Genomic DNA, 26718 nt, shown 5'->3' with positions numbered 1-26718 from the left:
TGATCCAAATAGCGGGCAATCACCTGGGGCGGCAAGCTGTGGACCTCCAAGAACATCGCCCCGCTGTCGCCGATAATCGCCGACCAGCGGGTCAAATGTTCGACCAGGCTCTGATAAACCACCTTTGCGGGGATCGCCTGACCATCCCTGTCGATATAAACCCCATGCGTCCGTCCTTCGGCTCTTTGCCGCAATTGATCTCGAAGCATCGGCGCAATGTAGGGCCGGTCATGATCGAGAAAAGAACGGATATGTAAAATTTTTCCGGTATTCGCGATGCCGGCAGCTTGTAAATCCGCCAAAAACCGGGCTGGATTACCAATGTCGGCTTGAATGGTCGTATGCGGAAATTCAGCCAAGGTCGCCGCCGTTGCCGATAGCGCCTTTTGATTGTAATCGGCGCCGATCAACATTAACGGGTAGCGATCGAGCTGCCGGCCTCGCTCGGTTTGGCTCTGAATGACCTGATAAACGCGCTTTAATAAGGTGCCGTCGCCGCAGCCCATATCGGCAATATAATCGGGCTGAGTTTCGATCGGCGTTTGATTAAAGATTTCAACGATGATGGCTTGGCAATCTTTAAAATATCGTTCATGCTGAAATCCGCTGGCCTGAACGTTTAACAAGCGGTCCAAATGATTTTCATGGCCTTCCGCGTCGCGACAAAATACCTTGCCGACGTCGCCGAATAACAGTTCGCCCATATTTGCCAGCATCGGCCGATAGGAAAACACCGTACCGGCAACAAAAATACGCTCACACAAATGCCGACCGGCGGCACTGAAAACCCATCGCTCGGCTTGGCGCTCTATCCAGCCTTTATTTAAAAAACACTGTCGCAGTCGGTCGCGCTGAGCTAAAAAATGAAACGTTTCGTCGAAACCCCGACCGTCGCGATCCGGTTTTTGTTGAAAAAACAATGGCAGTAGCCATAAACCATCCAGAAAATCGGCCAACAACGAATCCTGAGTAGACCAATGCCGTAAGGACTGATCCAACCAATAGTCGATGGTCTGTTGGCTATCGGTAGAAAAATCAAGCCTTAATAAAGACTCGAAGTTATCCGGTAGCCGAGCCGGCCAATCAAACCTAGAACCCGCTCGATAAGTTTGATTCAACGCCAATATTTCTAAAGACTCGAGTAGCCTCAACGCGGCTTTCAAATGCCCTGAGTTGCCTTGCGTACGCGCTAACAGAGCATCGAAACTAACGGCCTTGCCGTCGTTGAAAATGCTAAAAAATGTTTGTTTCCGCAAACCATGTATGACGGGAAGAGCAACAAATCCGTGACAATAGCGGTTGATCAGTTCTAACATTTCAACGTATTCCGATGAAAAATGGCACGTAGCCAATATCCGCCAAAACGGCCCGTCAAACTCGCCGAGCGCCTAATTATTGATCCATAGCCCGCCGCAAACTCAGCGGCCGCATGTCTGTCCACACTTTTTCAATATGATCCAAACACACTTGCTTAAGGCCTTCCGTACCGTCGGCTGTCCAGCCGGATGGCAAATCGCGGCTTTTCGGCCAAATTGAGTATTGTCCCTCGTGGTTCAATACCACCCTAAATATTGTATTTTCGTCGTCGAACACAAGTAATCTCCACAATAGTTATATAGTCATTTAAAAATACGATGCGCAACTTAGCCCGCCAGCGCATCAATGATCTTTTTGGCCAATTGCTTCAACAAGAATTCATCATCTTTAAAATAAAAATGACCTCCATCGAAATACGTAATATCAATCGGCTGCAAAGTCTCCAGTTGCCAAGCTAGGGCTTGCTCGTCGCTAACATTGTCATAGCGGCCTAAAAACAAATGTACGGGAATATCCAACGCATTCTGCTTTTGATGACAATAAGTCTCTATCATCTGAAAATCCGATCGAATAATAGGTTCGAACAGCGACATGATTTCCTCATCCCGCCAAACCGCATCCGGGATGCCACCCAGCTCTCGCAATACTTGCCTAAATCGCTGACTGGGCATTTTATGTTTTGGTTCGTCTTCGATCACGGAAGGCGCTCTACGGCCGGATAAAATCAATTTCTTAGGTAACGGCATATTTTCACTATCGATCTTCCTGCAGAGCATATAAGCGATAAATGCCCCCATACTGTGACCAAAAAAGGCGTAAGGCCGTTGTAGGCTATCCTTGATCCGTTCGAAAAGGTAATCGGCCATTTCCTCGCTACAGGATATACACGGCCGCGACATCAGGCTGCCCCGCCCCGGCAACGGCAGAACATTCAAGCGAATGCCGGTTAAACTATTACCCAACTCACGATAACAATGTTCGTTACCCCCGGCAAATGGAAATGCAAAAAGCTCCATTCCTTCCTCAACCTTAACTAGTTAAGACTTCAATCCGCTTAATTTGTGTAGCCGTCAAAAAGTAATTTTGTACCGTCGTTGAAAAACATAGCAAAAATTAAGCGGCTGTATAATTTGCAACAATTCGTCAACTCTAGGAAAAGTTCGATAGCTGGTATATAAAAAATAGTCCACACACAAATACCGGGTTGTTTAACCTTGAATTACACTGGTCACGGGTTCAGCACAAAATTCAAATTACCGACCACCTAACCCTCCCGGCAATCCGTCATAGATTTGCCATTTAACCAACGCCCAATCACTAACTTTTGTTACTGGCGAATAACCGCGTACTCGACTAGCACCATACCTTCTTCCGAAATGGAGAATAATCGTTCTTAGTCAGTCCGCCGAAAGTCTATACTCGGGAAACCGTTTTTTCCGCTTCAATTCCCAGAAAACCGCCTTCCATATTACCCAATTATCCACAATCCATATTGGATCAAAATAGTGATCGGCTACTAGAAAACCCGAACCGCGCCAACGCGGAAATCGTGATCACTAAAGCGAGCTAAACCCGAGCCGGAGTACAGGTAACGTCGCTATCGGTTTCCGATAACGATACCGCCAACGCACAATTGGCTTGCACATTAAGTGCGGTCACTATCGGATCGACAACGGGATCAATCGCAATGAGCAGAATGATAGCTACACTGCTCGGTAATCCCAACGGATCAAGAATCATCGCGATCATACTCAAAGCCACCATACTCGGCGCACTCGACGAAGCCACGCCGGCCAGTATCGATCCCATAAAAATAATCAAAAGTTGCTCAAAACCAAGCTCCGCACCATAGATTTGCGCAATGAAAATGCTGGATATCGCAAATTGCAATACAGATGCCGGAGGATTGATCGTAGCCCCTAACGGAACAATCAAATCCGAAACATTTTCATCAACTTGCAAATTATCTTTCAAAGCAGCCAACGCGGAAGGAATAGTGGCGAAACTGCTAGCGGTACCCAACGCGACAATCATAGGCTGCCGCAATCCGGAAACCGTTTGCCAATAAGATAATCTGTGCTTTAATTTCCACCAAATAATTACACTGTAAACGATTATCGTAACCACGCATGCGATATAAAGATATTGTATCAATTTAACGGTGGCCCAAACGATATCGATACCCACTTGGGCAATTTGTCCGGCAAATAGGCATAACAAACCAAACGGCAATAAATGCATCATCCAGCCGATAATAGATAAAAACACATGGTAAAACGCATTCACTACCGCCAAAGCGGTTTTATTGGCTTCGGTATCTATCATACCCATGCTAATACCGATCAGTATCGAAAAAAACAAAATTGCCAACGTGTCGCCTCTATCGAGCGAGCTAAAGATATTCTCCGGAATGATCGCTTGAGCATAGGAAAAAACAGTCGGCTTTTGGACTTCCGGCGGCGCCGTTACACTCAATTCTGAACGATTGATAGTCTTACCCAACGTAACTTGGGCATCGTGTTGCAATCCGTCCCCAGGATGCCCAAGAACCCCGAACGCCACGCCTACGCTGCTGGCAATAACCAAGCCTAAAAACAAAAAACTACCCAGCCTCGAAAGCTGGCTTTTTTTTATGCCCGAAACAAACAAATTACCCAGACCGGATATCACTGCCGATATCAGAATCGGCAATACCAACATCTGCAGCAACCTTAAATATAAGGTACCTATCGGAAGCAGTTGCCCAGCTAACGACTTATCGAATATGCCAATAGCCACACCGGAAAAAACACCGCCAAAGATCACCCACGGACTCAGCAACCAGGTTTTTTGAGGCTTAAATGAGGCTATTTTTAAAAAAAAACGCTTAAATAAACACATTGTTGTTAATAAATACCGTATTCCCTAGCGACGGAGGCTGCCCGCCCCCAATATGCAACTTAGATGGGAAATACATAAACAGCCAATAGCTATAAAAATATCAAACTACTGAATGTTCGAATATTTCGCATTCAATTCCGATATAAAATTATTTTTGGCGTGTTGGATGTATAAATTGAGCCATGCCAACAAGTGAGTATCCCGCCAGTTTACCGCCATCGCCAAAGTATCTTCGCTTTTCTTGATAAACTCCGACTTTAAAAACAAACTATCTTCAGGATGCTGCTTGCTCCAATTCATAACCTCTACTTCGTCATAAAGAAAAGCCAGCACTTTTGCTTTCTTGGTGTTTTCTATTCCTTCGGCCACACTGTCGTAACTAACGACCCCAGCCAGCGGAAATATTTTAGCGGCAAAGTCCACATAAGAACTGCCTTTTAAAACACCAATTTGGATACCGTTTTGATTTAATAATCGCTCGATTTGATTAAAGTCCGGATGATCCTTATATGCGGATAACTTCAGGCGGTTAATCAGCAGCGCTTGTCTCAGCGACCAATAGGGAACGGTAAAGCGCACCATCATCGCTCTATCCAAAGTATCGCTTAACGAGCTAATTCCGACATCCGCTTTTCCTTGGGCGATAATTTGAGCGACCTCGTCAAAAGTCCTGGCTTCTCTGTTTAAAACCAGCTTTACATTCAATTTTTCCGCGATATCTTGTGCGATTTCAATATCAATCCCTTTAAGTTGTTGGTTGCTCGCCCTCTCGCAAAACAGAGGCACGTCATCGTAATACATCGCAACGATTAATTCGCCGCGCTGTTTGATGCGCATAATGTCGGAAGGCATTAAGCTGGAATCGTCGGCAACCGCTCCAAAAATCATAAAAAACAGCAACAAAAACAATTTAAAATTTAAATGACGCATAAACCATAGTTTGAATCCACATTTCATTGCCACCGCCAAATACCTGCTTCCCGCCTTTGTTTGGGATAAATGTTTCGATGCCCGCGGCAATATCTACAGCGTCGCTTACGGCCCAATCAGCGACTAAATCAACTTCATTACCGTAGTCGGATGAACTGACACTCCATACCGCCGGATCGTCCAGCTGGTAATTCAAATAAATTAAATTAACGGTAACGCTTTCAGTCGGCGACAACACCAATCTCGTAGTATTAGTGATAAGATCGGTATTATCAAATATAAACTCGCCATTAATTTCACCTTGAAACCAAGTACCCCAAGTTTTAAACCCGAAATTCATGAAGTCAAAACCTCTTTGCATGTAAGCATAGCGATAACTTAGCGTCGGCTGCCAAGGAGTTTCTGAAAAACGGTATTCAATTTGACCAAAACCGCCGGAAATGGATTTTTCACCCATATCCCCGTACCAATAAAGAGTCGGATTATTCGGATCAACGTCGGTTAACTTATTGTTTAGCTGATAAACATATTCAGTGCTAATCGATAAACCAGGCAATTCATGCGGCAATGGCTTAAAGTCCAACCGAAAGTCATACGCATCGGTGACAGCAGTCAAACTGCCACCATAATGATCATCGTTAATATAGCTGAATCCGACATTAACAACATCCTTATAATTATATTCCATATTCATCCCTGTATATCTCTTCCGATTCTCCGGATTTCTGGGATTGTTTTCCAAATAAAAGCCTTCGAATTTCAGGCTTTTGAAGTTAATGCGGGCAATCAGTGTATTGACAAAGACCGTTCTCGAACCTATCCAATAAGAACCTCGAAAACCGCCATCGTCGGTACCGTTTGCCAATAACAAGCCAGTTCCCAACTTGTAATCTTGAGACCCGGCTGAAAAGTCAATCGCGTCCTGTCCCAATGCTTCAAATAATTTGCCGGATTTCCAACCGATATGCATTTGTTCCGCCATCATCCATTCTTTAAAGTCCGGGTAAGGGGCATAATCATCTCTAGAGGAATGTGGGTGCCCCCTAAAAGTAATACCAGAAGGATCGTGTCCAAGCATCGCGCTATAAATCATACTAAAATCGCTGTATAGCTGACTGCCCTCGCCCAGATTCAGCCCCCCGCGTATTTCCGGCTCGAAAGTATGTTCCCAATAAATATTACTTAACTTATCGGCGCCAGGGTCTCCGGAGCGTTCGTTAATTTCCCCCAAGGCCGCCATTTGAACTTGCATTCTGCCGGAAAGAAAGCCATATTCTCCTTGATACACAGAATATTCCGCGCTTGCCGAAGACGCCGTCAGCGAAATAGTAATGAAAAAAATCCGCCGCCATGGGTTTTGGTTTAAAAATGAATTAATCTTCATCTTCAGGCGTGCTTGTTGCCGTATAACCAGCTTGATTGCGCGTCCATTCCATGCAAACATAATCTACGGGAAACTCGGTGGGTAGCGTAATTTCCAATAATTCTTCTGGCGACATTTCCAATACAGCTTGATTGTCGAATTTATATGGAAACGGTTTATAACCAACGAAGTCGCGACTTAACGCGACAATTCGCGTTAAGGTACCTGGAAAACGCTTTTCCCACGCTAACGCGGCTGTCTGTACCGAACGCATTTTATCGATTAAATATTTATTGGGAATTGGGCACTTCCGATGATCGGCAACTAAAAACTTTGTCGCTGTTTCATTTGCCGGAAAAAGCGGGTACCAAGAACAGTCCATAGGCTTAAAATCCCCGTTTTTACAAGGCTTTGAACATATAGCGTGAAGATTGTCTTGAAAAGCCAAATGATCGGTTTTCAGATCTACTTCGCCAGCCAACTCATATTCACCAGGCAACAGCATAATCCAATTACCACCGCGGAATTTACAGCAGGCGTATCCGCAGAGCGCTTGGCGCTCCATGCATGCCGAGAAAACACCGTCATCATTTAAAACTGTATTTCCCGTGTTGTACATAAACCGCTATTGACCTATTTAAGCAATGCCATAACCGAGGATGAATAAATGTGTAACAGTTAGATATTGATTACTTATCCTTCACGACATCCGAAGCGCATAATAAAATTATTCCGATGAATGGGGTGAACAGCAAAGAACCGAATAAATACCCCCAAAAGCCAAACTTTTTATTTCTCCCCAAAAACGCGATAAACCAGCTGACAAGCACATAAACTAGCGAAATTACGATTACCATAAACCCCTCTATTCGACCAGGACAAAACGCCCATCAACTATCTGCTTGATATATATTTCTTTATTGCTAGCCAAGCCATTTTTGTCAAAAAAATATCCGCCGTAACCTTGCGCGTAACCATATTTCAACGTTGAAGCCACTTGAATAGGGTTGCTGCTCCCGGTCTTTTGAATAGCATCGGCTAAAACCCGTATCGCCTCGTAGCCCTGATAAGCGCTATAGCTACCCTCTACGCCATATGCGCTCTTGAATTTTTCGTTAAATTCATTTTTTCCCGAAAAAATCGATGCTACATAGGTTTGATTCGCAGTTTGGTTAGACCAATCCCATATTTTTAGGATATCCAGACCGTCCCCTCCAATAATCGGCTTATTAACCCCCATTTCACGCAATTGCTCAATCATTTTAGCCGCATGCTCTTCCGCAGCCGCCATCACAACCGCGTCAAAATCCTTATTCATCAAATCGTAAATCATTCCTTTATAATCGGATTGCTCCACGAAAAACGATCGAGCGGCTACGATTTCCAGCGGAGGCTCAACCTGGGCGGAAAAACGCTGATACAAATTTAAACCATACAAATTCCTAGAAAATACCAGCAAAAGCTTATTCCAGTTTCTTTCCTTAGAAAATTTAATTAATTTACCAACAAAAAATTCCTCGGTTGGAATAATGCTAAAAGTATATATAAAGTTATGCTCCGTCAACAAATCAGCAGTGGCTGCCGTAGAAATGAATAAAATACCGTTATATTCGTAAGTAATCGAGGCTGGTATTGCGGATGCCGAAGAAGAATGCCCTACGACCGCGACAATTTTATGATCCTCCGCGATGCTTAGCCTCGAGTCCTGCGCACTATCATCAGTCGTATCGTCATACTCGTGAATAACCAATTTAGCCTTAACCTTTTTATCATCCGTTTTAAGCACAAGCCCTTGTTCATTTACTTCCTTTACGGCAAGGTTAACGCCATCCATAAAAGCTCTATCGCTGTCCAGCCAAACCGCTGCGACATGAATCTCGCCATCCCCTTGATTAGCAATGTCCGAACGCGTATTCAACGAATAATCGTAGGTTAATGTGTACGAAAAAAAGCCTCTGTAAATTCCAAAAGAAATACCGAAAAATAATGCAACGTGAAAAATGGTCCGTAAAGTTGCCTTTATATTTCTAAGTATACTAACCTGTATGCGCATCTTTATTGCCCGGACTCACCACCAATGATAATAGGCAATTGATTACCGCCATTACCAATAATGACAGTTTTCGCATTATTCGATTCAGCTAATGCACGCGTCGCCTCTATACCCTTCCATTTCAAAACGTCATTATTCAAAGATTGACTGATTCGAGTATTGTAGTTATATATCCCATCCGCCTCGATTTTCTTTCTTTCCGCCTCCTGCGTTTCTCTCGCCAACTTATATTGATAGGCTTCGGATAATTGCTTCTGCTCGATCTTTGCCTCAATTGCATCCTCGACTTGTTTGGGTAAGATTACTTGCTGTAAAACAACATCCTGAATATAAATGTAATTTTTTTCTACTTCGGACGCCGCTTGAACGATAATGTTATGCAGACTTTCCCCTTTGGTCGTATAAATATCACTAACAGAGGTTTTACCGGCATGTACCCGAAGCGTATGATCAACTTCCGGTATAACAATTTTTTCCAGGTAATCCGGTCCAATTTTTTGATGCAATATACCGACCGAATCACGCTCCGGATAGTAGCGTATCGAAACTATAAGCTCTATTCTTAATCCTTCTTGAGTAAGCACCGAGAGTGAGTGTCCTTGTTGCTGAACCCTAGTGTTGTAAATCGCCATAGAGTTCCAAGGAAAAATTATGTGGAACCCTTCCTTATACACTCTATCGGTAACGGTACCGCCAGCGAACCTCTTATATAGAACGCCCGCCTCACCCGCCTTGATAGTAATAAACATCGTCTGATAAAAATACGCAACGACTAATAAAACAATAATCGTAGAGGTGATTACGGCAGGTAGAAAGCGCTTCATCGTTTAAATTGAGCTCAGAGTTAAATATGAAGCTCATGCCTCAAAGGAAATTAAAAATGAGCCAATCGCGGTCAGTCGTTGATAACTAACCGCGACCCGCTCATCGTTATATATTTAATTCTCAAAAGATCAGGCAGTTACTTTTTTAGCGTCAGAGGATGCCGCCACGGCTTTACCCTCTTTAAATTTTTCGGAATAGTAGGCTCTAACTTGTTCTGGGTCGAATGTCAGAAAAGTACCGCCCGATTCAAAATGTTGAATAAAGACTTTACCAACCGCATAAGTCGAGGCACCGGCAATCAGCGGCAAACTCACCGCACCGACCGTTGAACCGACAACCGGTATCGATTTAAATAAACTCATGACCAGTGGCGTTACCGAAGTCGGAAAGCTACCACCTATTAAAGCGGCCAAAGCATTTTTGCCCTTACCCTCCATAAAAGTCACGCCATAAAGATGGCTTAATCTTCTCAGCATCTCCAGTTGTATACCGGATACCGCCAAAAAATCAAAAATAGGCACTGGCACTAAACCAGCAGCCATCGAAGCATACATGCTTTTCTTTACCAAATCATGAGCAGCATCTATTGCATTATCAGTTTTTACTAAGTCAGTCATTACATCACACCTCGGTAATTTGCGAAAAATCAAACCTCACTGCTATTCAACAAATCGATACATCGATAGCAAGCAAGACGAAATATTACAATTCATGACAAAAGGCGGTGTACGCATAACAGAATGCAACCGAACATTGCCACGACTCCTCTACAATAAGCAACCCAATACCAATTGCTTAACACTTTTATTCAAACTATCAATATCAAACCTCCTTCAGAAACAGCCACTTCTAAAACACCATCAGCATTTTCCATTCTTTAAAATGCAAAAGATGGAATAAAAACCATGCCCCAGATATTGCCAATCGTTACTACGAAATATTGATATCCTCCATTAGAGAGAGAATTTAAAATAAAATCTCCATACTTTAGAAACAACTCAATAAATTCGGTTTTATATCGATTGCGATGTATTGACCCTAGTATACCTTTATCAGTTGTTGAACCGGCATATCTTTAGGATCCAACGAAACGATCGTGAATAAGTCATTTAACACTCTAAACGAATCCCTGTTCCAGGTAACGTACCCCCCATCGTTGAGATCCGCTATCTTATATTGGTTTCCGTTATATTCTACTTCCAAACCTGAGTCCACTAATTGCGCACCTTCAGACCATTGCAGAGTCAAAATTGGCCTGCGCTCGGTTTCCGGAACATCCTGCAAGTTTTGACCGGATGCCAACCAACGCTCAAAATGTTTTTGCGCCAGTCCCAACGCCCCTAAAACACCGTCGAATGAGCGCATGACAAAAGAAACCTTAGGAATACCGTCGCTTACTCCAAGCACAAACGGACTGTCTTCCCAAAAACCGTACTCGTGCGAAGAGTACAATTTTTCTAATAACGGCAAGGCTTCGGGCGGAATAGTCAACACATTTTGGCCATTTTCAGTATCGATTCTTAGGACTTGCTGCAACTGCATTTGTCTAGCAAGACCCGCCAAGCGTAAAAAATTTCGAAAATTCTTGGGTTGGTCCTGATCGGCTATATTGTTTAAAACCAATCTTTTTCCTGACGGATAATCGAGAACAATTGAGACAACCAAAATACGCATTAGTTGATTAACCGGTACGCCTTGCCTTAATTGTTCGAAAAAAATCCTACTATCGACCGGTGTATACGCGGTTTTGGCAAACGAAGCACCGCTCAACGGCGCGAAGGAGAAGGTCGGCGATTCAGTCGCGCTTAAGCCCACGGTACCTGTAAAACTAAATACCTTAGTAGCGAGAGTAGCCAACGATGCCAGCGCGGCAACCAACGGCATCGATGTATTGGTGTGGGTTGTCTGCGTACCGACAGTTGCTCCAAAGGAAAACGACGCGTTGACGCCTGACATCTGCAGAAAATGTGACGGAACGGAATTCGCTCTACGCGCCAAGTTTAGCAACATTTGCTCGTCGGACAACGACGCATGATTTTCCGAAACGTCCCGGAATTCGCTTTTCAAAGCCGCGCCGCCACATCCGGACGTAGCGAGCGATATTGCAAGTAACGAAACCAAATAACCCGACTTTTTTCTATTTATTATCTTCAACTTATGCCTCCTCTGTATAAATTTTTCACTCTTCGGCACGGCCGTAAATTTATGTATAGAGCTATCAACTCTAAGTGAATGCGTATTATTTTATTAACCCAAAAGCCAGTGGAGCTTATGTATTAACGTTTTCTTCTTCCCTCAGCTGCCCCATGTCGACAACCAATAAGCGGTCACAATGGGTAAAATATTTTTCGTCGTGAGTAACAACAATCACGGTCTTTTGTTTTTCCTTCAACTTTTGCAAAATAACATCATAAAAAAACTGACGAAACTCTGGGTCTTGGTCAGCAGCTACTTCATCGAACACATAAATAGCTTTATCTTCCAAGAGAGCAATTACCAAGGCCAAACGTTTTTTCTGCCCGGTCGATAAATTAATATTGGTGAACCTGCCATTCTTAAAGCCGGTTTTCTTCTCCAAACCCATTAGAATCAAATATTCGTTGACCATTTCGACATCAACATTTTGCTGCCCGTAAAATCGATCGAATAAATGAAAGTCGGTGAAAATAATCGAAAAAAGGCTTCTATAATCAATCAATAAGTCATTTCCTATGGTCTTATTGTCTACGATGATCGCGCCTGAACTCGGCTCGTATAAGCCCGTCACCAGCTTAAGAATAGTCGATTTTCCGCTACCGTTACCGCCACGAATAAAAACAAGCTCGCCTCTGTTCAAGTTCAAACTGAAGGGGCCTACCGAAAACGGCCGCCCCTGGTCTGTGTTCGGATAACTAAAATATAGTTGACTGATGGAAATCCGATTAAAATAATCCGGAGAAACAAACGCGCGTTGTCCACTTGAAACACTTTCCTGCGCGACATTCAATTGCGACTCCAATTGATGCAAAAAATCGATCGCCACATTCGCTCTAGCCATGCTAGGAACCATATCGATAATGACGACGATGGGCCCCATGATAAAAAATATAATCGTAGTGATCGACATAATTTTATCGGCCGTTAAACTACTTAACTGCGGCAATAAAAACACAACCGATGCCATTAAAATATAAAAATATAACTGCGCATAAAGTTGCAAATTGACATTACTAATGTCGGTCGACACATTATTCCGCCAAGCTTCTTCCGAAACCTGCCTCATATAATTGCCATATAAGTCATCCGTCTTTTCCCGGTTGATCTTCAGCTCCTTAAAACCGTCCAACACATGTTGCATATAAGCAAAATATTCATTGTCTTTTTCCATGGCTTGTTGCATCGAAACGCTGATCGATTGAACGAGGACATAAATACTTATCATGGCGCCGGCGATACAGACCAAGGCCATCATCAACGCCATCTTCGAAATCGTCGCCATATAAATGAAAGAGCAAATCAACATCACAGTAGCTGGAACACCTTCGGCAAGCCGATGCGCCGCTTGGGAAATCAACTCGGTCTTTTCCGATAACAAGGAAAGAATCTGCGACTTGCCTATGGACTCATAAGACAGAAGCTTTATTCCTCGCAGCAAATACAGTACGCGTGTTCTATAATCAAAAATTCCACCCTGTACTAACTCGGTGATCCTATGCGTCACATAACGCTTAGAGACAAAATATAAAGCCACCGACAACACAAATAAAATGAATAAGCGTTCGTCCAAATCCGGCTTATCAAAGTCTTTTGCCGCGGCATTCAAGATCACCAACGTCAAAGCGTTAATAATCCCCGATATTAACGCGGAAGAAACCAATAAAAATTTTTTTTCTTGGTTTTGTATATTTATAAATTCCAACAATTTAGGCCGAAACAGGCCCAATTTTCCTGTCATCTTGTTGTTAACTTTTTTTAAATTGATAAATAAACCGATTAAAACGCAACACCCATCGCCAGGGAAACAAATTCATCGCTTGGATTACAAAGCCCCGTATCGTTTGGAAACGGCGGCGCCAAGGCTTCACTTTCCAAAAATGATTGCAGGAGCATACATAACCTTCACCTTGCGCAATAACCTCGTGCCACCATTGAGTCGGTATAAACAAGAGCTGGCCGGGGCTTAGTACCACCTCAAACCGATCCGCGGCCGCCTTACTAAAATCTGGATAGGCGTCAAGATCGGGGGCTAGACTATTCACCTGACTCACCCAGAATGGTAGAACATCGTAAAATCCAAATGGGTAAAGATGCTTGCTTTGTTTCGGCGGATACAAAACCACTCGTTTTTCGCCGTGCATCATGATCAACGTACCGTCGCCGGGATCGAAATGCATCGGTTCGACATGGCCAGAAGCTCCTAACCACAAATTTAACGAAGCCTCCGGAATAATCGGCTCGAATCCTAAGGTTTCAGTTAAAAACCGCATTTCATCGGCAATCGTTTTGACGGCCTCGCTATCGCCGATAGGGTTTTGCGCCAAATACAAATTCCTGGATTTTGCACTGCCATCGCGTAAATGCGCGGCAAAATCGCCCATCGTCATCTGAATATGGTCACAATACTTCGTCCATTCTCTTCTCGGTGCATCAAAATGGCCCGATCCGTAATCGCGTACTTGAAATTTCCGTCCATCTAAATGCTTACATAAAAAATCCAGATCCCAATCGACGGTTTCGGCCAAAAAGTCCGTGATAACCAACGGTTTTCCGGGAACTCGATATTTCCGATTGAATTCTTCCCGGTTTAATTCGGCAACGCTTAAACGATCGATGGGTTTGCCAGCACTGGGTGCATTAGTCATCACTTCCCTCATGGGCTTCGGATTGCTCTAACATTTCTTTGATCAAGCGAGCGATGTCCCCGACGTGCGGCGGCTCCATCATATTTTCATGTTGTCCCGGCAACCAACGTAAACGAAGTTGCAAGCCTGCCACTTGTCCCCAAGCCAGATAATCATCAGCGCTGACACGCCGACTACCGTCCCGGGCCCGGATCAAAACCACGGGCGCTTCGATCTTTGGCGGGAAATAAACCATCTGTAAATTACATCGGCAAACGTTGAAATAACGTTCGATGGCTTCGTTGTCCATCGCCCTGGGAACGAATCCCGCCTGCTTAGCTTGGCTAAACACTTGCGCCAATTGCTCCGCTCTCGGCAACCGCCTCAATCGCTCGCTCTCGAAACCCAATGTGGGAAATAACGCGACCAATAGTTCGGCATCGTCGGTGTTTTGCGCCGTTTCGGCCGTCAACGACGGATGCGCGGTATCCAGCAAAGCGACGAATTCGACCTTGTCGCCGCTTTTCTCCAATTGCCGAGCGACCTCATACGCCAAAAGCCCACCAAAAGAATAGCCTAACAGCCGATAATGTCCCTCCGACTGAACAGATTTAATAAATGGCAAGTAATAAGACGCCAATTCCGGCAATTGCGTGATAAGCGCTTGCTCCGACTCCATGCCCGGCGCTCGCAGCCCATAGACCGGCAGGTCTTCGGGCAAGGACTTAGCCAAGTCGTTATAACAAATGACGTGTCCCCCGACGGGATGAAAACAAAACAATGCCGGATTTTCCCCTTGGCGCTTTAAAGGAACTAAGGGCGACCACTCCGGCGATAGCACATTGTCGTTCAGTAACTGGCTTAACGCCGAAATCGTCGGGGCCTGAAAAATAGTAGCTAGGGGTAGCGCTTTACCGAAGGCCGACTTGATTTGAGTCATCAAGTCCAAGACCAGCAATGAATGACCACCCAACGCGAAAAAATCCTCATCGACCGAGACTTCCCGGTCAATGTCTAGAATCTCTCGCCAAATCGCCGCCAGCGTCTTTTGTACGAACCCGGTAGGCGACATCTCCGGGGACAAGGAGCGCTCCAATTCCGGTTCGGGTAAGGCCTTCCTATCGATCTTCCCGTTCGCCGTCAGCGGCAGATGCTCCAAAACGACAATCGCCGAAGGCACCATGAACCGAGGCAATTGCCGTCGGGCGACATCCAGCAAGCGGGTTTCCAGCACTTGTCCAGCGGCAGATGCAATATAAGCCACCAATTTCCGGTCGCTGGCAGCCGCTTCACCGACCGTCAAGACGACGCAGTCATCGACGCCGGCCACCGATTTTAAAACCGCTTCAACTTCGCCCAACTCGATGCGAAACCCTCTGACCTTAACTTGGTGATCCAAACGGCCGTGATAAATTAGCCTGCCTTGGTCGTCGTAGCTAACCAAGTCGCCCGTCCTATATAGCCTTGCCCCCGCTTGTGCGCTAAAAGGATTGGGAACGAATTTTTCCGCAGTCAGCGCCGCTCTGGCGTGATAACCACGCGCCAAGCCCATGCCTCCCAAAAACAGCTCGCCCGGCACGCCCGGCGCTACGGGCTGCATATAGGCATCCAGCACATAGGCACTGCTATTGCCGATTGGACGCCCGATACTGGGTTGGGCATTCACCTGGCGCAAGCAATACGTCGAATACGTCGTATCTTCCGAAGGCCCGTATAAGTCGTACACTTCCTTGATGTGCGGTTTCGCGTATAGCCTATCGACCAATTCCCCGGACAACGGCTCACCAGCCAAATTAACCGTTGTTACCGTATCGGGTATCGCATCGGCTTTCAGCAGTTCCTCCGCCGCGGACGGCACCGTATTGATCAAGGTCGGAACACACTCCGGGCATTCCACCAATTCGAGCACGTTACGCAATAAAACCAAGGTTCCGCCACTGGCGAGAGTCAGGAAAATTTCGAAGACCGATAAGTCGAAACAGATCGAGGTACCGGCCAACACTCGACTCAATTGTTCAGGTCGATAAACGCTTCTAGCCCAAGCGATCATGGCCAGGGCATTGGCATGGGTAATCGCCACGCCTTTGGGTTTGCCGGTCGAACCCGAGGTATACAACACGTAAGCCAGATTTTCGGCTCTTCGCTCGGGCAAGACCTGAACGCCGATCTCCGGCAAGGCTTGATCCAACAGAATTTTCGAGGCTGCGGCGAGTCCCGGAATAGCCTCGGCCAAATCCGACTCGGTCAATAACAGCAAAACCTTGGCATCGGCCAACGTATGCTCCAGTCTGGCACTGGGGTAATCCGGATCCAACGGCACATAAGCCGAACCGCTTTTAAGAATCGCCAACATCGCAACGATCAAACGCGGCGAACGCTTTAAACAAACCCCAATCAACACCTCCGGGCCGGCTCCGAGACTCAGCAACACATTCGCCAAGGCATCGACGCTATCGCTTAGAGCTTGATAACTGAGTTGAACATCGCCCTGAACCAAGGCGATTTGGTCGGCGGCATTCGCGACACTCCGCGCGAATAAATCGTACAAACCGGCGGCGGCACCGAAAGGCATCACATTTCGGTTCCAATCGACAACAACTTGCTTGTACAACACCTCGTTAATCAGTGAAAAATCGCCGACCCGCTTGTCCTGTCCACCTGGGAGTTGCTCAAACAAATACGCCAGTCCGTCGCACAATCCTTGCACTTTATCGGCCTTGAACAAATCGGCGTTATATTCGAAAGTGCCGATTAGGCTATTCCCACTCTCGTGCATTGCCAGGGTCAAATCGAACTTCACGTCTCTGCTGGCCAAAGTCAGCGGCTCAATAGTTAAGCCATTCAATTCAGGTGTTTGCCGCGCGCCATGATGAAAAAGAAACATCACTTGAAACAAAGGCGTGCTTGAAAGATCGCGTTCAGGCTGTAACGCTTCGACCAGTTTTTCGAACGGCAATTCTTGATGGGCAAACGCGTCGATCACCGTCGCCTTAACTTGCGCTAAAAACGCCGACCATAATGGATTGCCCTGGATTCGATTCCGCAATACCACGGTATTCGCGAAGAAACCAATCAAATTTTCGGTTGCCCGGTGACTACGGTTGGCAACAGGCGTACCGATGCCGAAATCGTATTGGCCGCAATACCGCGCCAAAAATAGATTGAAACCGGCCAACAACAAGACAAAAACCGAACAGTGTTGCCGTTCGGCCTGCTGCTTTAACGCCGACGTCAGCTTCGCATCCAGCGTAAACGACGCACTTTGCGCGCGAAACGTTTGGATTGCGGGACGCGGGAAATCGCTAGGCAAGCTCAAAGCCGGCGGCATATCCGCCAGGGTAGTCCTCCAATAAGCCAATAATTGCTCCAAGCGCCTGGAATCCAGCCTATGTCGTTGCCAGACTGCGTAATCCTTGTATTGAAGCGCTAAAGCCGGCAAATCGGCCTCAAGCGCCGACCGGTACAAAGTCAGCCACTCTTGCATGAATACGCTTTGCGACCAGCCGTCGGATATGATGTGGTGGTTATTAACGACCAACCAATGGCTTTGCGCGCCGGTTTTTACCAGCGCAATACGGATCAGCGGCAAACGGTCCAAACGGAACACATGTCGGCTTTCTTGCGCCAGCAATTGCTCCAATTTCGACTGCTGCGTTGCACCATCCTCCGAAGACCAGTCCAGACTTTGGAAGGGTAACGGGGTGGCAGGCAAGATTTTTTGCCTCGGCCGAGCATTTTTCAGCACGAAAACGGTGCTCAGGCTGTGATGCCGCTGAATAATCCTATTAAAGCAAGCTTGCAAGCGCTCGACATCCAAGGCGCCGCCGATGCTCAACGCAATCAGCATGTTATAAGCGCTGCTTTCGGGATATAACTGCTGTAAAAAATACAAACGTTCCTGAGAAAAGGACAGCGGATAATCGTCGGCATCGGCCGCGACGCCTAATTCAAAACCGTGTTCCCGCTCGCTAGCATCGATTGCATCGGCCTGTTGTCGCAAGGTCGAATGCTGAAATAAGGTTCGGACATCGAGTTTGACTGAAAACTCGCTGAGAATACGGTTGGCCAACTGCATGGCCAACAGCGAATGTCCACCCAATGAGAAAAAGTCGCTATCCCGACTGGCCCGAACCCCTAATAAAGCCTCCCAGATTGCCGCCAACTCCATTTCGGTGCCGGTCGCCGGCGGCTCCTGCGAAACCCCTTGTTGATAATCCGCCGCGTCCGGCTCGGGCAGGGCTTTATCGTCGACTTTGCCGTTCGGATTCAGCGGCAGTTCCGGCATCTCGACCAAGGCCGCCGGCAGCATATACGCCGGCAATTGCGTCTCGAGATAGCGACGAAGGTCCCGAACGTCGATTTGCTGCCCAGATATAGCACTGAAATAAGCAATCAGGCATTTCCCTTGTCCGGCGATCTCTTTGACCCGAATATGACTCTGCTTGATAGGCGGATACGCGTTAAGCGCCGTTTCGATATCGCCTAATTCGATACGGAAACCCCTGATCTTCACCTGATGATCGGCGCGGCCGACGAACTCAATCATGCCCTCGGCATTCCAGCGGACGCTATCGCCACTGCGATACATGCGCTCACCAGGTTGACAAGAAAAAATATCCGGTACGAATTTAAGCGCCGTCTCCGCGGCTTGATTCAAATAGCCGCAAGACAAACCCTCGCCGGCAATGTAAAGGTCGCCAACGATCCCCTCGGGTACAGGCCTAAGCGCTTGATCCAATACATACAGACGAGTGTTTGCCAAAGCCGAGCCGATAGCGACGGTTCGCGCGTTGTCGCCGACCGTTTCGATCTCATACCACGAAGAAAAACTGGTACCTTCCGTTGGCCCATAAACGTGTAAAAAGTGCTCGGGCTTGCCATGCTTCAAGACTTTTTTGACCTGTTCGGGATCAACCAACTCGCCACCGAACAATAAATACCGCAAACCTAAAAAAGCATCGGCTCGCTGTTGCACCATTTGATTAAACAGCGCCGTCGTCAAAAACAATGCGCTAATCCGGCTTTGGCGTAAAAAATCGACAAACCGGTCGGTAGACAAACTCGTATCGCGGTCGGCAATTTCCAGACTGGCACCGTTCAGCAACGCCCCCCAAATTTCAAAGGTCGCCGCGTCGAACGCGGTATTGCTGACCTGCGCGATTCGGTCGGTCGGTTTCAAATCGACATAATTGCTGTTTAAAACGAGTCTGGCGATGGCCAAATGCTGAATGCCGATGCCTTTAGGCACGCCGGTGGAACCCGAGGTAAACATCACATAGGCCAAGGCATTGGCCGGCACGCCAACGGCAGGATTCAAACAGGGATAGCCCGTTAAGTCCAAGCGGTCCACTATCAATAACTTGGCGTCGCCGAAGACTTGCGCGTTGTCCTCCAAAGCGCTTTCGCTCAAAATAACCTTGCAATCGGCTTGCCGGTACATCGCCGCCAGTCGCTCCAGCGGATAAGCCGTATCGAGCGGTAAATAGGCCGCGCCTGTCTTTAAAACCGCCAGCATCCCGACCACGCAATCGCAGCCTCGCTCCAAATACAATGCCGCCAAATGGCCTGGACGTACCCCTTGTTCGAGCAAAAGATACGCTAATCGATTGGCCCGCTCGTCCAGTTGGCGATAGGTTAAGCGGCGCTGCCCATGAATCAAGGCCGTCTGTTCGGGCCGCTGTTCAACTTGTTTTTGAAAATGTTGAACCAAGTTAAGCCGGCGAGGGAAATCACTGGCACAATCGTTCCAGTCGTAAATAATGCGCTGGTAATCTTCAGCGGATAATAAATCGATGTCCTCGATCAACACCTCCGGCTGAAGGACCACGGCATCGATAATGCGCAAGTATGATTTCGCCATCCGTGCCAGGGTTTCCGGCAGAAACAACGCTGTCGCGTATTCGAACAAGCCACTGAACGACTGGCCTTGCTCTTGTATCGACAGGGTTAAATCGAATTTCGCCGCGTTTCTGGGCGCGGGAATCATCTCGACCGATAAATCCGCTAAAGACGTGCTGGCGACGGTTTCGTTGACGTAGGTGAACATGACCTGGAACAACGGGCTGTATGCTTCGTTCCGTTCGGGTTGCACGGCATCGACGACTTTCTCGAAGGGCAGATCCTGATGGCTATCGGCGGCAAAAAAAGACTGCCGGGTTTGCTGCAAGACTTCGACAAACGATTGCTTATTCGAGCACTCGACTTTAATCGGCAAACTATTAACAAAGAAACCGATCAAGTCTTCCAGCTCTTTTTGATTCCGCCCGGCGAACGGCGTGCCGATCAAAAGCTGACGCTGCCCGGAATATTTCGCCAGCAACACCGCAAAGGCACTCAACAGCAACACAAAAACCGACACCTGCTGTTTTTTGGCTAAGTCCGATGCCCTGGCCCTGGTATCGGCATCGATAGCAAACTCATAACACCCGCCCTGATGGTTGGCGGTTTTCGGACGTTTAAAATCGCAGGGCAAATCCAAGAAATGAGGCACATCCTTTAAATACTCTTGCCAAAATGCCGTGGCCTGCTTACCGGCATAGGAGTTCAAGTTTTTTTGCTGCCAAAGCGCGTAATCGCCAAACTGAATCGGCAGAGCCGGTAAATCGGCGCGTTCCTGCCCGAGGCCGGCGCGATAAAACGCGGCAAAATCGCGCATGAACACATTGGCCGACCAGCCGTCGCTAATCAAATGGTGCACGCAACTGGCCAGCACATAGTCGCACTCGGCCAATTTGACCAAGCGTACGCGGATTAAGGCCTCGTGCTCCAAATCGAATCCACGGTCGCTCATCTCCAGTAACACGGCTTGCAAGTCCCGCTCCGGTCGGTCGCTGCTCGTTAAATCGACGACATCCAGCTTAAAAGGCTGGACCGGTTTAATATCGATAAAAAACCCCTGGTCGTTCTGATGGAAATGCGCGCGTAATATTTCATGGCGCTCGATCACGCTGGCCAATGCCTGTTCCATCCTCTCGGGCGCTAGCCTCCCATGCAAACGCAAAAATACCGGGATATTGTATAAGCTGTCCGATCCGCTATAGCGCTGCAAAAACCACAAGCGCTGCTGGGCGGAAGTCATGGGTATCCGCTCCCCCTCCTCTCTGCGCGGAATCCCGAACTTAGCGCCCTGCTCTTTATTCTTGGCCGACAGCTTCTGGAACAGCAGCGCTTTTTGGGCCGGGGTTAATAGCGCGAGTTTATCTTTCAAGTCAGTCATAAAACCAAAACCGCCCTAAAGCAAATAACTCGTTTGATCGTCGGACAATCGAGCCAAATCACCGAGCAAGTCCGCTTGCTCTTCGACGTCGAGCGCATCGAATTGGGAAGCGAGTATCCAATCCGCTTGCCGTTTAATGCTGGGATGTTCGAAAACCACGCGCATCGGTAACTCCAAGTCGAATTCTTGTTTGATCCTGCTGACGATCTGAGTTGCCGTCAAAGAATGGCCGCCCAAATCGAAGAAATTCTGTTCGGTGCCGATTTCCGACACTTGCAAAACCTCTCTCCAGATGCGCAACAAACTTTCCTCAATCTCGTTTTCGGGCGCCAGCAATGCCCCACGGACGATCCCGTCGTCGGCCACTTCGGGCAAGGCACGGCGATCGACTTTGCCGCTGGGCGTCAACGGCAATTTATCCAACATCAGCCATTTCTGCGGCACCATGTAGTGCGGCAAGCGTTGCGCCAAATAATCCCTGATCTCCGCCGCGTCAAGCCGGTCATCGCCAACGACCAAATACGCCGTTAAATAACCGTCTTCACGTTCGCCCTTGACGGCGGTGACTACAGCCTCCTTCACGGCGGGATAGGTATTTAAAGTCAATTCTATTTCCGCCAAATCGATCCGAAATCCCCGAACCTTGACCTGATGATCGTTGCGACACAGAAATTCGAAACCATCCGCCAACGTAAACTTTACTTGGTCGCCGGTTCTATACAAGCGACTCCCCGGCTGCTCGCCGAAAGGATCGGGCAAAAAATATTCCGCCGTACGCGCCTTATCGTTCAAATAACCCACGCCAACGCCAGTTCCGCCCACGCAAAGCTCCCCCGGCAGACCGAACGGCAGCGGATTCAAGGCTTCGTCGACGACATACAAGCGAGCATTGCCGATCGCCTCGCCAAGCGGTACCGTACTTTGCCAATAGCGATCGACGGGATCGATGGGGAAAAACAGGCACACATCGGCGCATTCGGTCGGCCCGTAACTGTTGACGACGGTTGTCGTCCGCTGTACAGACTCCAACCAAGGTCGAATCCGCCCCAAGGCGATGGGCTCGCCGCCGAGAAATACATATTTCAACGACGCCAGCGAACCCGGCCGGCCGGCCGCAATATCGGCGAGCGGATAGAAGGCGCTAGGCGTCGCGTTGATCCAACCGATTCGGTAGCGATCGATTAACTCAACGATCAAGGAAGGATCGTATTCCGGCTTCTCGTATAGATATAAAGTGCCGCCGACTACGAGCGGCGCGAAGAAATTTTTTTGGGTTAAATCGAAGCTTAACGACGTATAAACCAAGGTCGATGTCGCTTGACGCAAATCGAAATCGGCGACATACCAATTCAACACCAAGTTGGCGAAACTGCTGTGTTGCACCCCGGCCCCTTTCGGAACGCCGGTCGAACCGGAAGTGAAGATCATATAGATCAATTGCTCGGCGGCGATTTCCGGTAGTTCGCGCCGGACCGGACTAGCCGCCAATAAATCTTCGATATAAAACAGCGCCAACGTGCCGTTATCGCTCAAATGAGCCAGAGCGAACGATAAGCTCCGCTGCGATAACACATGCTTGATGCCCGCTGCGCCGACCATCAATCGGACCCGTTGCTCGGGATATTTCGGATCTATCGGCACATAAGCGGCTCCGGCCTTTAGGATCGCCAACATCGCAACCAACATGTCGACGCTGCGTTCCACACACAGTCCGACCAAGTCGCCGGGCGCGACGCCGGCGTCGGCTAAGAGCCTAGCCACATGCGAGGCGCGTTGCCCCAATGCGCCGTAGCTCAGCCGCTGGTCGCCGCAGACCACGGCGGTCGCGTCGGGATGCAAGGCCATTTGCCGTTCGATAACTTGCAAAACGTTACCGTCTTTCAGCTCTGGCTTCCGGCCGCGATTCCAGGCCGCCAGTACACCGTGGTATTCGCCGACCGCCATCAACGGAATGCTCCCCGGTTTTAAGGCTGCATTAGCGGCAATGGCCTCGCAACAATTGATGAAATGCCGCCCAAAGGCATCGATCGTTTCCGGTTTGAATAAATCGGTGTTGTAACCGAACTCCAAGCTGATATCGTCGGTATTTTCCGACACCATCAATGCCAAATCGAATTGCGCATTGCTCCGCCGCAACTGCAACTGCTCGATGACGACCCCTGGCAGTTCAAATGCCTGCTCCGGCGCGTTTTGATAGCTAAACAGCGTCTGTATCAGCGGAGAATAACTTAAACCGCGCTCCGGTCTCAGTTGGTCGACGATTTGCTCGAACGGGCAATCCTGATGCTCGACAGCCGCCAACAACAGCGCTTTTACGTGATGCAGCAATTCGCGAAACGTTAAATGCGGCTCGATACTGGCGCGCAGGACTAAAGTGTTGACGAAAAATCCGATTAAGGGCGCCAATTCGGGTTGGTTTCTGTTGGCGACCGGCGTGCCGACCACCAGATCCTGTTCCTGGCTATAGCGATGCAGTAAAACGAAATAGACGGTTAACAACACCATGTTCATGGTGGCGTTTTCCCGATGAGCCAAGGTTTTCAATGCCGCCGTCGTTTGCGAAGACAGCGCGAGCATCAGGGTTGATCCTTGAAATCGCTGCACCGGCGGCCGCGGATAATCGCTCGGCAACGCAATCAACGGTGGCATGCCGGCCAACTGCCGTTGCCAGTAAGCCAACTGCCGCTCCCTAACGTCGCCGCTAAACCATTCCCGCTGCCAAATGGCGTAATCGCCGTATTGAATGTCCAAGGCCGGCAAATCGGCTACCGGTCGATTTTCCTGATGGGCGCTGTAGAATTTCATCATTTCGTCGACAAACACGCCCATCGACCAACCGTCGGAAATAATATGGTGCACGACCGACAGCAACACGTGCTCGGTATCCGAAAGAGTCAGCAGCTGCAACTTAATCAGCGGCCCTTTTTCGAAATCGAAAACCATGCCCGCCAAATCGGCGGCGAGTTCGCGGCAAATTTGCAGTTGCCGGTCTATGTCGGCTTCGGCTACGACCTTTTGTTCCAATATCAAATCGCTCTCAGGTTCCACCCATTGACTAGGCTCACCGTTTACCGTGCGAAAAGTGGTTCGCAAAATCTCATGCCGTTCGACGATTTGCCGCAAGGCGGCTTCCAAGGCCAAGCAATCCAAGGAGCCGGTCAGCCGCAGCGCGCCGGTAATGTTGTAAGCCGTACTTTCCGGCTGCAGCTGTTGAAAAAGCCATAAGCGCTGTTGCGCGAATGACAATGGGAAAAAATAGGATTGCCGTGGCACCCGCGCCTCTTCGTTCATGGTGATGCTCCTCTAACGTTAACCTACAGCAGAGGGGGTCAAAACGATGTAACGCGATGACCATAATTCCTGAAAGGCCTCGTAAAGCGCCGCTTCGTTATCGGAACCGACACCTGCTCGCGCCATCAAGGTTTGTAGCGGCATTTTGCCGTCGGCCGCTTGCAATACGCGATAGAGGTCATTGGGTATTAGCCGGCGCGAACTACCGCCGTAATTCCATTCGATATAGCTTTGTAGCGACCGGTGCTGGTTATCCCGGTAACAATCTTCCTGAATCAGCCGTGCCGCTTTGGGCAAGGACGGTATCAAACTCTTCAGTTCGGTCTCGCCCCAGGCTTTTTTCGTCAGCAAACAATCGCCGACGACCAAATAATCCAAGCCTGACGTCAGGTAGCAGACCATAGCGTCGTCGGCACTATCCACGATCGGTTCGGCATGGTTATTGAACGAGGTATTGAGCACCATCGCAATGCCGGTTTTTTGCCTGAAAGCGTCGATCAATTCCCAATACTCTGGATTATGAACTTTACTGACCGTTTGTAACCTCGCGCTACCGTCCACGTGAGTAATCGCCGCCAGGGTATCTCTATGCGCCGACTTGACCGGCAAAACGAAGGCCATGAACGGAAAGTCTCGCTCGTCGCCCGGCACGTCGAAAAAATCGCCGACATATTCTTCCAACACCGACGGCGCGAAGGGTCGATAACTTTCGCGCATCTTAATCATTGCGTTAATGGTCTCCTTATGCGAACCCAAACGCGGGTCGGCGATAATGCTGCGGTTACCCAAGGCCCTGGGACCGAACTCGGAACGCCCTTGCACCCAGCCGACCACTTTGCCCGCTATCATCAAGTCGCTAACCCGGTCGGCGCGATCCGTCATTTTTTCGATGGTCGCGAAAGCTTGCCATTTAGCCAGGGTTCGGTACAAATCGTCCCCGGCCAAGGTCGGCGTACCCCAATAAGCGTGCGGTACGCGTTTAAACGGCAGCTCAGGCAGGCTGCAATGCGCCGCATACATCGCCGCGCCGAAAGCGCAACCGGAGTCGGCGGCAAAGGAAGGCGCAAACACTTTTTCGAACAAGCCGGACTGCATAATCTTGCCGTTCATACTGCTGTTTTGCCCGACTCCGCCCGCCAACGCCAGCCTCTTATGTCCGGTCGTTTGCTGAAAATGACTCAACATATGCATGACGATCGTTTCCAAGGCTTGTTGCAAGGCAGCGGCCAAATCTTTATGGATTTGCTCGAACGGCTGATCGCCATGCCTCGGCATTAAGGCTTCGTATAAGCCAACGATTTTCTCGCGGTGCAAGGTGTAATCGCCGTTCGGCAATAGCGTATAGAATCCGGAAAACTGATCGGCGAAACGGTTGGCGTCACCGTAAGGCGCCAAGCCCATGACTTTATATTCATCAAAAATTCTGTATCCCAGAAAGCGGATGACGTCGAGGTAGAAAAAACCCAGGGATTCGTGCACCGGTTTGGTCATCAAGGTGTTAAACGTATTCGCCAGCACGTCGACCACGGTTGTCGACACATTGTCGCCGGAACCATCTATGGTCAACACCAAGCTCTGTTCGAAGCCCGACATGTAATAAGCCGTCGCGGCATGAGCCAAATGGTGGTTGACGAAACTAAATTTCTCGCGCGGTAGATCGACGCCGAACTCGCGCCTGAACAAGTACTGATACATAGCCCGCCCATCTTCGACGGCGGCCATGTCGGCTTTGACCAATCGCAGTTGCTTTAGCGACTCGTCCAGAAAAGCTTCGCTGACGTAAACGGCGATTAGGTCCAGCTCCTCTAAGCGAATATCGGCTTGTTGCAAACAAAACCGAACTGCGGAATGCCAGATTTTATTGGTATGTTTAATCCGGTTTAAGCGCTCTTCCTCTATGCCGGCGACGACCTCACCGTCCCGAACAATAACCGCCGCGGCATCGTGCAGCAAATCGGCGCCGAAATCGAAAAACGATTCGTACAACCGATCGAAACCGCCTGCCAGACCTAAAATTATCACG

The 26718-nt window shown here is 48.3% G+C and carries 16 protein-coding genes; all 16 read right to left on the bottom strand.

The features are described from left to right. Positions 1-1316 (bottom strand): hypothetical protein (locus A1355_RS21985; protein WP_082885708.1); only part of this gene is annotated, 1316 nt, incomplete at its 3' end. A 76-nt stretch (positions 1317-1392) separates the two neighbouring features. Next, complete coding sequence (locus tag A1355_RS21980) at positions 1393-1593, bottom strand: MbtH family protein (protein ID WP_064031426.1); 201 nt, start codon at positions 1591-1593, stop codon at positions 1393-1395. A 50-nt stretch (positions 1594-1643) separates the two neighbouring features. Further along, positions 1644-2333: a thioesterase II family protein gene (locus A1355_RS21975; protein WP_064031425.1), complete on the bottom strand. Its 690-nt coding sequence runs from the start codon at positions 2331-2333 to the stop codon at positions 1644-1646. A 550-nt stretch (positions 2334-2883) separates the two neighbouring features. Next, positions 2884-4197, bottom strand: coding sequence for a dicarboxylate/amino acid:cation symporter (locus tag A1355_RS21970; RefSeq protein ID WP_064031424.1), 1314 nt, complete (start codon positions 4195-4197; stop codon positions 2884-2886). A 105-nt stretch (positions 4198-4302) separates the two neighbouring features. Then, on the bottom strand, positions 4303-5127 hold the full coding sequence (locus tag A1355_RS21965; protein ID WP_064031423.1) for a substrate-binding periplasmic protein: 825 nt from the start codon (positions 5125-5127) through the stop codon (positions 4303-4305). After that, positions 5108-6511, bottom strand: a complete 1404-nt coding sequence (locus A1355_RS21960; RefSeq protein ID WP_157197992.1) for a hypothetical protein — start codon at positions 6509-6511, stop codon at positions 5108-5110. The genes A1355_RS21965 and A1355_RS21960 overlap by 20 nt, the downstream gene beginning before the upstream one ends. Further along, the gene (locus A1355_RS25435) at positions 6501-7109 is read right to left on the bottom strand and encodes a hypothetical protein (RefSeq protein WP_157197991.1); all 609 of its coding nucleotides are present in this window, start codon (positions 7107-7109) and stop codon (positions 6501-6503) included. The genes A1355_RS21960 and A1355_RS25435 overlap by 11 nt, the downstream gene beginning before the upstream one ends. A gap of 246 nt (positions 7110-7355) precedes the next feature. Further along, positions 7356-8408, bottom strand: a complete 1053-nt coding sequence (locus A1355_RS21950; protein WP_197471881.1) for an ABC transporter substrate-binding protein — start codon at positions 8406-8408, stop codon at positions 7356-7358. Positions 8409-8545: 137 nt separating this feature from the next. Beyond that, entirely contained in the window at positions 8546-9367 is an 822-nt protein-coding gene (locus A1355_RS21945; RefSeq protein WP_064031419.1) for a prohibitin family protein, read from the bottom strand. Between the two features lie 129 nt (positions 9368-9496). After that, positions 9497-9985: a YcjF family protein gene (locus A1355_RS21940; protein ID WP_064031418.1), complete on the bottom strand. Its 489-nt coding sequence runs from the start codon at positions 9983-9985 to the stop codon at positions 9497-9499. Between the two features lie 421 nt (positions 9986-10406). Then, positions 10407-11522, bottom strand: coding sequence for a hypothetical protein (locus tag A1355_RS21935; RefSeq protein WP_139306187.1), 1116 nt, complete (start codon positions 11520-11522; stop codon positions 10407-10409). Positions 11523-11637: 115 nt separating this feature from the next. Next, positions 11638-13302 (bottom strand): ATP-binding cassette domain-containing protein, encoded by a 1665-nt coding sequence (locus A1355_RS21930; RefSeq protein ID WP_064031416.1) that lies wholly within the window; start codon positions 13300-13302, stop codon positions 11638-11640. 7 nt (positions 13303-13309) lie between these two features. After that, entirely contained in the window at positions 13310-14209 is a 900-nt protein-coding gene (locus A1355_RS21925; RefSeq protein ID WP_064031415.1) for a cupin-like domain-containing protein, read from the bottom strand. Further along, complete coding sequence (locus A1355_RS21920) at positions 14202-21404, bottom strand: amino acid adenylation domain-containing protein (protein WP_064031414.1); 7203 nt, start codon at positions 21402-21404, stop codon at positions 14202-14204. The genes A1355_RS21925 and A1355_RS21920 overlap by 8 nt, the downstream gene beginning before the upstream one ends. Before the next feature lie 15 nt (positions 21405-21419). Then, on the bottom strand, positions 21420-24695 hold the full coding sequence (locus tag A1355_RS21915) for a non-ribosomal peptide synthetase (RefSeq protein ID WP_064031413.1): 3276 nt from the start codon (positions 24693-24695) through the stop codon (positions 21420-21422). 18 nt (positions 24696-24713) lie between these two features. Then, a complete protein-coding gene (locus tag A1355_RS21910) occupies positions 24714-26717 on the bottom strand; it encodes a carbamoyltransferase (RefSeq protein WP_064031412.1) in 2004 nt (667 codons plus the stop codon). Between the last annotated feature and the right edge of the window lies 1 nt (position 26718).

The sequence above is a fragment of the Methylomonas koyamae genome, assembly GCF_001644025.1.
Classification (GTDB): domain Bacteria; phylum Pseudomonadota; class Gammaproteobacteria; order Methylococcales; family Methylomonadaceae; genus Methylomonas; species Methylomonas koyamae_A.
This window is presented reverse-complemented; position numbering and strand designations above follow the sequence as displayed.

Excerpts from the sequence above, each read along its gene's own strand:
- A1355_RS21975 (WP_064031425.1), bottom strand. The coding sequence starts at position 2,333 with ATGGAGCTTTTTGCATTTCCATTTGCCGGGGGTAACGAACATTGTTAT.
- A1355_RS21970 (WP_064031424.1), bottom strand. The coding sequence starts at position 4,197 with ATGTGTTTATTTAAGCGTTTTTTTTTAAAAATAGCCTCATTTAAGCCT.
- A1355_RS21965 (WP_064031423.1), bottom strand. The coding sequence starts at position 5,127 with ATGCGTCATTTAAATTTTAAATTGTTTTTGTTGCTGTTTTTTATGATT.
- A1355_RS21960 (WP_157197992.1), bottom strand. The coding sequence starts at position 6,511 with ATGAAGATTAATTCATTTTTAAACCAAAACCCATGGCGGCGGATTTTT.
- A1355_RS25435 (WP_157197991.1), bottom strand. The coding sequence starts at position 7,109 with ATGTACAACACGGGAAATACAGTTTTAAATGATGACGGTGTTTTCTCG.
- A1355_RS21945 (WP_064031419.1), bottom strand. The coding sequence starts at position 9,367 with ATGAAGCGCTTTCTACCTGCCGTAATCACCTCTACGATTATTGTTTTA.
- A1355_RS21940 (WP_064031418.1), bottom strand. The coding sequence starts at position 9,985 with ATGACTGACTTAGTAAAAACTGATAATGCAATAGATGCTGCTCATGAT.
- A1355_RS21930 (WP_064031416.1), bottom strand. The coding sequence starts at position 13,302 with ATGACAGGAAAATTGGGCCTGTTTCGGCCTAAATTGTTGGAATTTATA.
- A1355_RS21925 (WP_064031415.1), bottom strand. The coding sequence starts at position 14,209 with ATGACTAATGCACCCAGTGCTGGCAAACCCATCGATCGTTTAAGCGTT.
- A1355_RS21920 (WP_064031414.1), bottom strand. The coding sequence starts at position 21,404 with ATGACTGACTTGAAAGATAAACTCGCGCTATTAACCCCGGCCCAAAAA.
- A1355_RS21915 (WP_064031413.1), bottom strand. The coding sequence starts at position 24,695 with ATGAACGAAGAGGCGCGGGTGCCACGGCAATCCTATTTTTTCCCATTG.